At 65.3% G+C, this 12479-nt stretch carries 11 protein-coding genes and 1 pseudogene; 10 read left to right on the forward strand and 2 right to left on the reverse strand.

Annotated features, from left to right (window positions below):
- The first annotated feature begins 619 nt into the window (after positions 1-619).
- From HWX32_RS01160 to HWX32_RS01195, 8 genes are all read left to right on the forward strand, one after another.
- On the forward strand, positions 620-1066 hold the full coding sequence (locus HWX32_RS01160; protein ID WP_075469143.1) for a DUF4265 domain-containing protein: 447 nt from the start codon (positions 620-622) through the stop codon (positions 1064-1066).
- 47 nt (positions 1067-1113) lie between these two features.
- Positions 1114-1956: a sulfurtransferase gene (locus tag HWX32_RS01165; protein WP_175934404.1), complete on the forward strand. Its 843-nt coding sequence runs from the start codon at positions 1114-1116 to the stop codon at positions 1954-1956.
- An 80-nt stretch (positions 1957-2036) separates the two neighbouring features.
- Positions 2037-3164: a hypothetical protein gene (locus HWX32_RS01170; protein WP_175934405.1), complete on the forward strand. Its 1128-nt coding sequence runs from the start codon at positions 2037-2039 to the stop codon at positions 3162-3164.
- Complete coding sequence (gene pyrE / locus HWX32_RS01175; protein ID WP_242648326.1) at positions 3157-3687, forward strand: orotate phosphoribosyltransferase; 531 nt, start codon at positions 3157-3159, stop codon at positions 3685-3687. Before HWX32_RS01170 ends, pyrE begins: the two co-directional genes overlap by 8 nt.
- The gene (locus HWX32_RS01180) at positions 3680-4354 is read left to right on the forward strand and encodes an RNA methyltransferase (RefSeq protein WP_175934406.1); all 675 of its coding nucleotides are present in this window, start codon (positions 3680-3682) and stop codon (positions 4352-4354) included. The genes pyrE and HWX32_RS01180 overlap by 8 nt, the downstream gene beginning before the upstream one ends.
- Before the next feature lie 53 nt (positions 4355-4407).
- Positions 4408-5610 carry a glycoside hydrolase family 76 protein gene (locus HWX32_RS01185; RefSeq protein WP_075469138.1) on the forward strand — a complete coding sequence of 401 codons (1203 nt, stop codon included), beginning with the start codon at positions 4408-4410 and terminating at the stop codon, positions 5608-5610.
- 128 nt (positions 5611-5738) lie between these two features.
- Positions 5739-6773, forward strand: a complete 1035-nt coding sequence (gene fbaA / locus HWX32_RS01190; RefSeq protein ID WP_075469137.1) for a class II fructose-bisphosphate aldolase — start codon at positions 5739-5741, stop codon at positions 6771-6773.
- A gap of 70 nt (positions 6774-6843) precedes the next feature.
- Entirely contained in the window at positions 6844-8061 is a 1218-nt protein-coding gene (locus HWX32_RS01195; protein WP_254868204.1) for an aromatic acid exporter family protein, read from the forward strand.
- A 477-nt stretch (positions 8062-8538) separates the two neighbouring features.
- Here the strand turns inward: HWX32_RS01195 and HWX32_RS01200 are convergent, their stop codons facing one another.
- Positions 8539-9366 (reverse strand): PRC and DUF2382 domain-containing protein, encoded by an 828-nt coding sequence (locus HWX32_RS01200; protein ID WP_175934407.1) that lies wholly within the window; start codon positions 9364-9366, stop codon positions 8539-8541.
- A gap of 310 nt (positions 9367-9676) precedes the next feature.
- Positions 9677-10441, reverse strand: coding sequence for a hypothetical protein (locus tag HWX32_RS01205; protein ID WP_175934408.1), 765 nt, complete (start codon positions 10439-10441; stop codon positions 9677-9679).
- A gap of 53 nt (positions 10442-10494) precedes the next feature.
- Here HWX32_RS01205 and HWX32_RS01210 point away from each other — a divergent pair, with 53 nt between their 5' ends.
- Positions 10495-11784 carry an adenylosuccinate synthase gene (locus HWX32_RS01210; protein WP_175934409.1) on the forward strand — a complete coding sequence of 430 codons (1290 nt, stop codon included), beginning with the start codon at positions 10495-10497 and terminating at the stop codon, positions 11782-11784.
- A 243-nt stretch (positions 11785-12027) separates the two neighbouring features.
- Positions 12028-12243, forward strand: a pseudogene (locus tag HWX32_RS01215) (adenylosuccinate synthetase); the annotation flags it as partial.
- Positions 12244-12479 lie beyond the last annotated feature (236 nt).

The raw sequence follows: 12479 nt of genomic DNA on the forward strand, positions 1-12479 counted from the left end.
TCTTGACTCCGGAATACGGGAGACGTCAAAGCAGATCGCCCGTTTGATGCGCCCCTCGTAGAGAGTTCAGACTGAGGTAGCGAGTCTGCTATACGAATGCTGACCCGCGCCCTTCCTGGGTGTGCAAAATCGGGTAATTCGTATCGCTGTTAGTTGGAGATTCGCCCCCAAGCGAGAGATTGATTGCCCCCTGTCTGGTCGATGTAGGGTTCAAGCCGTTGCTGCGAAACCCATGCGATGTCTCTGCGCATCTTGTCGTTACCCCCGCTAATTCCCCAAAAAAGTTCGACTCTCGCTATAATCACGCGCAGACCGTCTGAATGGCTTGGTTTTCAACGTCGTCGACGGTGAGGGTCTTGCTGAAGCGTAATCGCTTGCAAGGCCCTCGTTTCGCTTCCAATGAGTCGGCGCTGCGATGCTCGAAGTTGGCTCACCGGCATCCGGCTCGGGAGAATGCCCCGTTGGTTTCACGACATACCTGGAGTGAAAAGTAACAGGTACACCTACGCCTGTTCGCGCGACCAGAGGCGGCCGTCGAAGTACCGCCCCCACCACCACAAACCGCGCCCAACCCCCGTAACACTGCCCGCGCGTCGGCGGAGGGTTTAGACTGCCAAGCATGCAGCCGACTACGACGATCCTCACCCGCGTTGCCATCCCCGGCGTGGAGAGCGAACAGCTCGAGGCGCACCAGATCGGCAACAACCACTTCGTGGTGGCCAGCGTGCCGTTCGTGGACACCACGCTGGCGCTCGGCGACATCGTGGAATGCGTGACCGTTGGTGGGCAGTTCCACGTGGACCGCGTGCTGGTGCGCGGCGGCGCGTCGACAGTGCGCGTGCTGCCGGAGGACGCGGACCCGGACGCTGGCCCGGGGATGCCTAACGCCGCGGCGGACGATATCGCGGAGACGCTGCTCGCCTTTGGCTGCAGGGTGGAGTTGGGCCCGGGTGGGATGCTCGCGGCGTCGATAGGCGCGGACTGCCCCCGCGAAGGCATCACAGAATGGCTCGATGGCCTGGCGCGCGACGGCGTGATTCAGGTCGCGCCGGGCTACATGGCGTAAGGCCCTGGCCCCTGCGGTGTGCCAGCACCGCCTATACACTGGCGCCCATGAGCGTCTTTGTCTCCGCTGCCGAGTTGTTCGACACGATTCAGTCCGGCCACAAGCACACCGTCATCGCCGCGTTGTGGGAGCCGAAAGAGGGCAAGGCCTGGTCAAAGTTCCAGTCCGAGCACATTCCCACCGCGCTGTTCTGCGACCCGTCGTCGCAGCTCGCGGGCTTGCCGGGGCGCAAGAACGGCCGTAACCCGCTGCCGCCGTTCGATGTGGTGGAGAAGGCGGTGGCCGAATGGGGCATCGAGGAAGGCCGCCCGACCTTTGTCTACGACGGCGGCAACGGCCTCTTCGCCGCGCGCCTGTGGTGGGTGCTGCGCTGGGCGGGCGTGGAGGACGTGCAGATCCTCGACGGCGGCTTCGCCAACTGGGATGCAAACGGCTACCCCACGGTTGCGGGCCCGGGCGGCATGGTTGTGCCGCGCGGCATGGAGCTTGAGCAGGGCAAACTGCCCACAGCAAGCATCGATGAGGTGAAGAGTTTTAGCGGCATGCTTATCGACGCTCGCGGGCAACGCCGCTTCCAAGGCCGCCGCGAAGTCCTCGATCTACGCGCTGGCCACATCCCGGGCGCGCTGAATTTGCCGGTGGAGGACTTCTTCGACGCTGAGACGCACCGCGTGAAGGACGACGACTACATCCGCGACCGTTTCGCCCAGGTGGGGATTACGCACAACTCTTCGCCGGATGACGCGATCACGTACTCCGGCTCGGGCAACCACTCGGCGCTGCTGCTCGCCGCGATGGAGCACGCGGGCCTGCCGGTGCTACGCCACTATGTGGGCGGCTGGTCGCAGTGGAGCGCGGACCCGGAAAACCCGGTGAGCACGCAGCTCTAAGAGCCTGTTTCGACTGGTAGGGCCGGTGCGGCCACGCCGCGCCGAAATTTCGTCGGGCGGGCTTGTAACATCTGTTCTCGATGGTTGCCCTACTTTTTCTTCTCGCCCTCCTCGCCTTCGGCGGCGGGGTGGCGCTGTTTGTCGCGGATTCGCGGGAACGCTCCGCGCAGGCCGGGGACTCGGGGCAGGATGCAGGGCAGGTCGCGGGCCCGGCCGCTGGGCAGGAACCGCAGCAGGATTCTCAGCCGGAGCGGGCCCGCGAAGCTGCAACGCAAACCCCCGCGCAAGCGCCAACGCAAGCCCCAACGCAAACACCAGCGCAGCGCTCGGAATCGCGCTCAGCGCAGCGCGCCAAATCGCGCTCAGCTTCCTTGCCCGCGTCCCTTCCCGGCGGGCAGCGCCGCGAGCGTAAGGCGTGGGCGGAAAGCCACGGGTTTACGTTCTCTAAGACGGACGACTTGCTGGCGGGCGAGTGGCACCGCGGCGCGGCGGCTAGTGGGGCGGCGCCGCGCGACGTGCTTGCGGGCTCGGCCTACGGGCACGACACCCGCATCGTAGATCTTGGTGGCACGACGGTGATCGCCATGACCACGGGGGCGGTTTCCCCAGTGGTGGTGGACATGCGCCGCGCAAACCCCGATGCCAGCCCCGACGCGCAGCCGGGTGAAGAGGTAGGCGTCGGAACCGGTTCGGACCTTGCCAAGGTCACGGACGCCGCGGGTTTTGAGGTGTTTGGGACGATGCCGGGGGCGGTGCGGAGGTTCGTCGATAAGCGAGTGCTCACTGCGCTCACCGAGCTGCCCGCCGCGGTGGCCGCGGTGTGGTGTGAGGGCGAGTGGGTGCTCGCCGAGCTGGACCAGCCCGGCACGCAGGCGTGGGAGGACGTGCTTGCCCCGCTCGCGCTGGTGGCGGACGCCGCGCGCACGTTGCCGCCGGAGGAAGACGAGCCGTTCCCGGAGCTGCCGGAACCGGACGCGCACACCGACGCTGATCATGCTGCGCAGGCCGCCCCGCTGCAGCGCCCCGAAAACCCGGTGGAGCTGCCCACGCGGCGCACCGGCGCCGCGCGCGGCGACTTCGAGGACCGCGAGCTGGGCGACGACGACGTGGAAACCATCGCCGGCACCGAGCACCGCACGGATTTGAACCGCGTGCGGCGGCAGCAGAAGCCGCCGTCCATTTTTGATGAGGAGGACACACATGAGTAAAGAACGTCTCGCCGAGCTGGTGAAAGAGCTGGCAGTGGTGCACGGGAAGGTGACGCTGTCCTCGGGCAAGGAGGCGGATTACTACGTCGACCTGCGCCGCGCGACGCTGCACCACGAGGCATCCCCGCTGATCGGGCAGCTGCTGCGCGAGCTTACCGACGACCTCGAGTTCGACGCTGTCGGCGGCCTTACCCTGGGCGCCGACCCGGTGGCAACGGCCGTGATGCACGCCGACGGCCGCCCGATCGACGCGTTCGTGGTGCGTAAGGAGGCGAAGAAGCACGGGATGCAGCGCCGCATCGAGGGCCCGTCGATTAAAGGCAAGAAGGTGCTCGTAGTTGAGGACACGACCACCACCGGCAACTCGCCGCTCACGGCCGTCGAAGCGTGCCGCGAGGAGGGCGCCGAGGTGGTTGCGGTGGCCACGGTTGTGGACCGCGCGACGGGTGCGGAGCAGGTGCTTCGCGACGCCGGCCTGGAGTACCGTTTCCTCCTCGGCCTCGAGGACCTCGGGCTTGCCTAACCAAGAATCCACACCCGAGCTCGCGCCCGGCCGCGGCCCCACTGAGTGGAACGAGGGCCGCCACGGCGTTGGCCCCTGGGAAGGGCCGTGGCCCGATGACCCGCGCCTGGACCCGGAGTTTCTCCGCGAGGGCGACAGACGCAACGTGGTGGACGCGTACCGGTACTGGTCCCTCGACGCCATCGTGAGTGACTTGGACCAGCGGCGCCACCCGTTCCATGTCGCGATCGAGAACTTCGAAAACGACATGAACATCGGCACCGTGGTGCGCACTGCGAACGCGTTTTTGGCGCGCGAGGTGCACATCGTGGGTCGCAAGCGCTGGAACCGGCGCGGGGCGATGGTGACGGACCGTTACCAGCACATCCGCCACCACGAAGACGTCGCCAGCCTCATCAAGTGGGCCGAAAGCGAAGGCTTGGCGGTCGTGGCCATCGATAACACGCCCGGCTCCGTGCCGCTGGAGACGGCTGAGTTGCCGCGCGAGTGCGTGCTGCTGTTCGGCCAGGAAGGCCCCGGCGTGACGCAGGCGGCGCAACAGGCGGCGGTAATGACGTGCTCGATTGCACAGTTCGGGTCGACGCGCTCCATCAACGCGGGCGTGGCCGCGGGCATCGCGATGCATGCGTGGGTGCGCCAGCACGCGGACCTTTCAAAGTCGTGGTAACGCGCGGCTGTGCCGTGGCAATATAGTCACGGGAACAACACAAAGGAGTGCCAGTGCCGGATACGTGGGCGCACAGAGCTGACCTGGCTGAGTCGGCGGTGCAAGAGCGCCACGCGCAGAAACTCTGGCTGCAGCCGAAGACGAACCTCGCCGTGGTCACCTGGCCGCCGGGGCTGAAGGACAAGCTGTTCTGGCACTGGCACTACTGGTGGCAGGCGCAGTACCTGGACTGCTTGGTGGATGCGGCGTCGCGCCGGGCCACGAAGGCACGCAAGCGCCGCATCGCGGACACGGTGCGCGGCATCGAGCGTCGCAACCGCGGGCGCCTGACGAACAATAAGCACTACGACGACAAGGCGTGGCTCACCCTCGCGTGGAACCGCGCGGTGGACCTCGGGGTGCTCAAGCACTCGCGCAAGCTCAGCGCGCTGGAATTCGACCTGCTTGCGGGCATCGACCCGGTGACGGGCGTGCTTCCGTGGCGCAAGGACGAGACGTACTACAACGTGCCGTCGAACGCGCCGGCCGCGATCATTTTCGCGCGCACGGGCCGCTTGGATAAGGCCCGCGAGATCATGGACTGGACCTTCGACAACCTGATCTCCGAAAACGGTCTGCTCCAAGACGGCATCCGGATGCGCATGCACGGCCCGGAGACGAACCCGAAGATCTACACGTACAACCAGGGCACCGCCATCGGCGCGAGCCTGGAGATCGCGCTTGCGCTGCGCGAGGACGTCGGCTTGGCCCTGGACGAGCCGATCGACAGCTTCGAGTATTCCGAGCGCGCGGACGCGTCGATGTTCTACATCACGCACATCCGCTCCACGGTCAAAGCAGTTGCATTGCACTTGGCGACGCCCCAGGGAGTGCTCATAAGCCCCAAGCACGAATCCGGGGAGGGCGACGGCGGCTTATTCAAAGGCATCTTGGCGCGCTACCTCGCGGACGTGGCGATTCGCATGCCGGAGGATAGCCGCCAGAACATCGCGACGAAGAAGATCGCGGCGCGCATGGTGCTGCAGTCGGCCGAGTCGCTGTGGTCGCACCGCCTCGAAGTGGACGGGCTTCCGGTCTTCGCCGCGGAGTGGACTGAGGATGCAAAGTTGCCGCATAACTTTGGGATAGGGCCATCGTCGATAAGCGAAGCGGTTGGGCTGGTGCGCATCGATGAACGCGACCTTTCCGTGCAGCTTTCCGGCTGGATGCTGCTGGAAGCAGCGGCGCGCGTGGAAGCCGCCCTGAACGAACAGTAGAGCGCGACGCTGAGTCCCGCCCCGCGCACAGCGACGCCCCTTGCGACGCCCCGCCGCACACCTGCAACCAGCCAGCAAAGCGGGCATACTTGAAGGCGTAACTGATCCCGAAAGCAGGAGGCACTTTCATGCCCATCGCAACCCCCGAGGTTTACAACCAGATGCTGGACACCGCCAAGAAGGGCGGTTTCGCGTTCCCGGCGATCAACTGCACCAGCTCCGAAACGATCAACGCCGCGATCAAGGGTTTCGCGGAGGCTGAGTCGGACGGCATCATCCAGTTCTCCACCGGTGGCGCGGAGTTCGGCTCTGGCCTTGGTGTGAAGAACAAGGTCGCAGGCGCCCGCGCGCTCGCGGCGTTTGCGCATGAGGTCGCGGAGCACTACGACGTGAACATCGCGCTGCACACCGACCACTGCCAGAAGGAGGTGCTCGACGAGTACGTCCGCCCGCTGATCGAGATCTCGCAGGAGCGTGTGAACGCCGGCGAGCTGCCGCTGTTCCAGTCGCACATGTGGGACGGCTCCGCTATCCCGATCGACGAGAACTTGGAGATCGCTCAAGAGCTGCTGGCGAAAGCGAACGCGGCGAACATCATCCTTGAGGTTGAGATCGGCGTCGTCGGCGGCGAGGAGGACGGCGTTGAGGCGAAGGCCGGCGCGAACCTGTACACCGACGAGGCGGACTTCGAGAAGACGATCGACGCACTCGGCACCGGCGAGAACGGCCGCTACCTGCTGGCCGCCACCTTCGGCAACGTGCACGGCGTGTACAAGCCGGGCAACGTGAAGCTGCGCCCGGAGGTGCTCGACCTGGGCCAGAAGGTTGCCGCGAAGAAGCTCGGCTTGGAAGACGGCGCGCAGCCGTTCGACTTCGTCTTCCACGGCGGCTCCGGCTCCGAGAAGGAGAAGATCGAGGAGGCGCTGCGCTACGGCGTGGTGAAGATGAACGTGGACACCGACACCCAGTACGCGTTCACCCGCCCGGTCGCGGCGCACATGTTCGAGAACTACGACGGCGTGTTCAAGATTGACGGCAACGTGGGCAACAAGAAGGTCTACGACCCGCGCTCTTACCTGAAGAAGGCGGAGGCCGGCATGTCCGAGCGCGTCGTGGAGGCGTGCCAGGACCTGCACTCGGTGGGTAAGTCCGTGTCCAAGTAGGCATTTGCTTATCGACGACTAAAGGTGCCGCACCCCGGCACCTTTTTTCACGCCTAGACTGAGCTGAATCATGGCTACGCAGAAAAAGCAGACCGGCAAGCAGCGCATGAGCACGCGCGAGCGGCTGCAGCAGGTGGATAAGTCGCTGCAGTCGCGGTTCAAGCGTGTGCGCAAACGGCTGCTGCCCATTTTGCAGACGGGCCTTGCCGCTGGGCTGGCGTACTGGCTGGCGCATTCGGTAGTGGGGCACCCGCAGCCGTTTTTCGCGCCGATTTCGGTGGTGATCATCGTCGGCATGTCCGGCGGCGACAGGCTGACGAAGTCGTTGGACATGGCGCTCGGTTGCATCCTGGGCGTGCTGGTGGGCGACTTGTTGTTCTACCGGCTGGGCGACGGCGGTTGGCAGATCGCGGTGATTGTCGCCGGGTCGCTTTTGATCGCGTCGTTCTTCTCCAAGTCGGTCCTGGTGAATAACCAGGCGGCGATCGGCGCGATCCTCATCGCCACGATCATGCCGCCGGACGCCGAGGTCACGGGCATCGACCGCACCGTGGATGCGTTCATCGGCTGCGCGGTGGCGATCGCCACGATTGCGCTCATCCCGCAGGCGCCGCTGGCTTCCGCGCGCGCAGAGGTGTCGAAGGTGATGGGCATTATGTCTTCAGTGCTTGACGACGTCGCCGACGGCCTGCGCGACCGCGACCCCAAAATCATCGACGAAGCACTCGATCTCATCCGCGGCTCCCAGACCGGCATCGATGATTTGGCGGCCGCCGTGAAGTCCGGCGAGGAGGCCTCTACGGTCTCGCCGTTTCTGTGGGGGCAGCGGCGCTACATGCAGTCGCTTTCGCGGGTGATCCCGCCGGTGGATAACTCCGTGCGCACCACCCGCGTGCTGGCGCGCAGGGCGCGTGTGCTTGTGGAGGATAACGACACCGTCTCCGACACCCAAGTCGAAATCCTGGACAGCCTGGCCCACGTATGCCTCGAGCTTTCCGAGGTCTACGACGTCAACTCTCGGCAAGCCCAAGCCCAGGTGATCCCGCAGTGCGTGAACGATCTGCGCGCAGCGGCCCAGCGCGCCGGCATGGACGTGGTGACCGACAACCCCAACACCCCCGACGGTGCCGACCCAGTGCTCTCCGCGTACGCGATCCTCGCGCAGACCCGGTCCCTGATCGTGGACCTGCTGCAGGTGTGCGGTATGTCGCGGGAGTCCGCACTGGCGGCGCTGGCACCGACCTCCACCACGCCGCGCTACAAGCCGGAGTCCTTCGACTTCGACTAGCGCGTGCACGGGCCCCGCGCCCGTGCGGTGCGTCCCTCCGCCCCCGCGCCTGGCTGCCCGACCCGTGGAAAGGGCCGTTCGACGCCTGCGGGAAGTGGCGCGTGCGGGGCCGCCGGAGGCCGTTGGGGGCTCGGAAAATAGTTGCGTAAAGCTTGAGGGCCGATCTGCGCATGCGAAACGACGAAGATGCTGGTCAGAGTGATTTTTGGAAAGGTGGAGGTGTCGCAAAATGGAATCCGGAAAATATGTTCCGGTTCCAAAAATCTGAGTGAGTGTTCTTGGCGCGAGGAAAGCCGAACGGCGCAAGCGTAAGGGGAGCCGGTCGGCGCGAGCGCGCGGGGCAGCGCGCGAGGCGGGGCAGCGCGAGGGGAGAGCGGATAGCGAAGCGCACACGAAAGAACCCCGGCTGGGAATCAATCCCAGCCGGGGCTCGAAGCCTTGCGACCGCTACTAGAGAGAAGCTCTAGCGGCTAGTGCTTAGCGGTTGTCGCGGATGTCGCGGCCAGCCTCGCCCTCGACGATGCCGTCGGTCTCGAAGCGCTCCTTGCGGACCTCCTCGGAAACACGCTCGGTGTCCTGAACGGTGTCCTTCTCCAAGGAGACCTTCTCCACCGGCACGGACTCCTTGGAAACGTTCACGCGGTCCTCGTGCAGGGTCACGGAAGCCTCCTGCTCGCCGATGTTGCCGTCGTAGTTAGCGCGGTCAGCGTCGGTGATCGGCTCGCGAACAACGCGGACCTCTTCACGCTCAACCGGAACCTCAACGGTCTCGGTCTCGTTCACGACGTACTTGCGCAGGTTCACCTGGCCGGTCTCAACACGGTCCTTGGAGACGTTGAGCTGCTCCTCGGAACGGATGATCTCGCCGTTCTCGTCGCGCGGAGCCTCAGCGCGGTCGGTCTCAACACGCTCGCCAGCAGCGTAGCCAGCGCCAGCAGCGCCTGCGGCCGGAGCGGCACCACGCTGGTTGGTCTCGTAGGTGGTGACGTCCTGGGTCTCGGTCAGGCCGTAGTGGCGGTAGAACGCCTCCTGGTCCTCGGTGGTGAGGTGGCCGTTCTCGTCCAGATCCGGAGCGTCGTTGATGCGCTCCTTCGGGAAGGCCAGGCGCAGCTCGCCGTCGCGCAGGGTGTGGCCGCGCAGCGGAACGATGGAGTCGCCGGAGCCGAAGCCAGCGTCGACGGAAACGAAGTCCGGCTGGCCGGTGGTGTCGTTCACGTACACGTCCTTGACGGCGCCGACCTTCTCGCCGTCAACGTCGACAGCGGTGGCGTTTGCCAGGTCCTCAATGCGGTTGTAATCAGCCATGGTTCTAAATCTCCTTGCATGTTCTGTTTGCTGGAACATCACCTAACGTAATGACCCACACCACACAACGTCTGAACGACCGTCCAACTTTAAGGTTCGGCCGGATTTATTGCTGCAAGCGCGGAGAGTTTCCGGTAGCCCGGCACGGCACCCCATGACCAGCGCAAATATTGAGCGGAATTGCTAGCGACGGCCCAGTGTGCGGCCCGCCCTTATCTCATGCGCATAACGGAACGCGCGGAAAACGCCCCAAAAATTGCCGATGTGATATAAAACACACCCGGGTTCCTGAGAAGCGCGCGCGGCCGAACTACGAGCCCCGCACGGCCTGAATGTCGCGCAAATGGCGGTAGAAGGTGACGCGGTTGACGGGGCGTGGGCGGGCGGAGCCGTCGATAAGCACTGCGATGTCCTCGCCGCCGGATTGCACGGCTCGGCCGGTGAGTACGCGTGAGTCGTCGACGGCAACCTTGCGGAAGGGGCGTTTGACCAGCGCTGCGGCGGCCATACCCGGAGCGTCGACGAGCGGAACGAGGCGTGCGCCGCGCCCGGAGGAGTACAGAAGCGTCTCGGAATCCACGATCACTTCGCCGACGTACTCGCCGCCGCCGGCGCGGGTGAGCTCCGCGGAACCGGCCACCACCTCGCCGAAATCCGTGCGCACGCAGGGGATCGGGCGCACGTCACCGGACATGGCCAAAGAAACGGACTCGGCGCCCCAGATCAGCGCAGCCGGCGAGGAGGGGTCCACGGGCACGTACGCCACCTCGATCCACATGTTGTCCGCGCGCATGAGTCGCGTCAAAACCAGCCCCAGCGCGCGGTCGGTACCGGAGACGATCACGCGCAGCGGCTCCTCAGGCTGCTGCGGCGCAAAGTCCGGGGCGCCCATGTGGGCGACGTCCGGCATGCGTTGAATTTCGTCCAGTGACGGTGTCGGATCGACCGGAAGGGCTCCGCGGGCGGCGGTGTCGAGGAATTTGAGGTCGCGTTGCGGGGGCTCGTCGATAAGCAAATGCTCCTCAACCCCCGGGATGGAAACCCCTGAACCGCACGCACAATGAATAAGTTTCATGCGGCTCACGCTACAATATGCCCGTTCAAGGCCCTATATATAAGGAGCATGTGATGTCCGCGATCATTATCGTCGGCGCCCAGTGGGGGGACGAGGGGAAAGGCAAGGCCACCGACATCCTCGGCGGGCAGGTTGATTACGTGGTGAAACCCAACGGCGGCAACAACGCCGGGCACACCGTTGTGGTGGGCGGGGAGAAGTACGAGCTGAAGCTGCTGCCGGCCGGTGTGCTCAGCGAGAACGCCACCCCGATCCTGGGCAACGGCGTGGTGATCAACCTGGAGGCGCTGTTCGAGGAGATCGACGGGCTGGAGGCCCGCGGCGCCAACGCTTCGCGCCTGCGCGTGAGCTCGAACGCGCACCTGGTGGCGCCGTACCACCAGACGCTGGACCGCGTGCAGGAGCGCTTCCTGGGCAAACGCGCGATTGGCACCACCGGTCGCGGCATCGGCCCCACCTATGCGGACAAGGTTGCGCGCGTGGGGCTTCGCGTGCAAGACATTTTCGACGAGTCCATCCTCCGACAGAAAATCGAATCCGCCCTGGACGTAAAAAACCAGATGCTGGTGAAGATGTACAACCGCCGCGCCATCAGCGTCGAAGAGACCATGGACTACTTCGGCCGCTACGGCGAGCGCCTTACCCCGATGGTGATCGAGGCGGAGCTGGAGCTCAACCGCGCGCTGGACGAAGGCAAGCACGTGCTCATGGAGGGCGGCCAGGCCACCATGCTGGACGTGGACCACGGCACCTACCCATTCGTCACTTCCTCCAACCCGACCGCCGGCGGCGCGTGCGTGGGCTCCGGCATCGGCCCGACGCGCATCACCGCCAGCTTGGGCATTGTCAAGGCGTACACCACCCGCGTGGGCGCGGGCCCGTTCCCCACCGAGCTCTTCGACAAGTGGGGCGAGTTCCTGCAGGTCACTGGCGGCGAGGTTGGTGTGAACACCGGCCGCACTCGCCGCACCGGCTGGTACGACAGCGTGATCGCGCGCTACGCCAGCCGCGTCAACGGCTTCACCGACCTGTTCTTGACCAAGCTGGACGTGCTCACCGGCATCGGCGAGATCCCCATCTGCGTGGCCTACGACGTGGACGGCAAGCGCTTCGACGAGATGCCGCTGACCCAGACCGACTTCCATCACGCCACACCCATCTACGAGACGATGCCTGCCTGGGACGAGGACATCACCGAGTGTCGCGAGTTCGAGGACCTGCCGCAGAAGGCGCAGGATTACGTGCTGCGCCTCGAGGAGCTCTCCGGGGCCCCGATTAGCTACATCGGCGTGGGCCCGGGCCGAGATCAGACCATCGTGCGCCAGGATGTGATGGAGCGGTAGGGATGGCTAAGGTGTATCTGGGCAACCCAGCGCATAGTCGAGGGAAAGCGCTGCACCTGGTTCGATCCGTGTATTGCTCCAACCCTGGAAACAACGTTTAAGCCTTGGGGCGAACCTGAGCTTGGAAAGAGAAAACCGGCTATCCCTGCCTAGCAGGGAAGTCCTCCCCTGGAGGACTTATCGCCGGTTGTCTCGATTATGGCTTGGCAAGCGACGCTTGTCGATAGGTACTTTTCGGGTTGTTCCCAAACCGACTTCCACCACGCGGTGCCGATCTACGAGACGATGCCAGCCTGGGACGAGAACATCACCGAATGCCGCACCTTCGAGGACCTGCCCGCCAAGGCGCAGGATTACGTGCTGCGGCTTGAGGAGCTCTCGGGCGCGCCGATTTCCTACATCGGCGTCGGCCCTGGCCGCGATCAGGCCATCGTGCGCCAGGACGTGATGGAGCGGTAGTTCGGGATTGCGCCGGGGATCGGGGCTTTTGCTTATCGACGGCTCCTTGCCCCACGTGGACCCCGGACGCTGCGGGCGAGCCGCCTTTAACCCCGATGTGGGGTGAAATGGGGTGCCCTGCGGACTCACATTTTCAGCTCAGGTAACCGGGGTGTGCCCAGGCCTCGTTGAGGGGCTTGCGCAGGGTAACAGTCAGTTCGGGGTGGAGCGTGGCGGCGGGGTTCTGCGACCGCCTC

The organism is Corynebacterium sp. Marseille-P4321 (assembly GCF_903645305.1).
In the GTDB taxonomy this organism is placed as follows: Bacteria; Actinomycetota; Actinomycetes; order Mycobacteriales; family Mycobacteriaceae; genus Corynebacterium.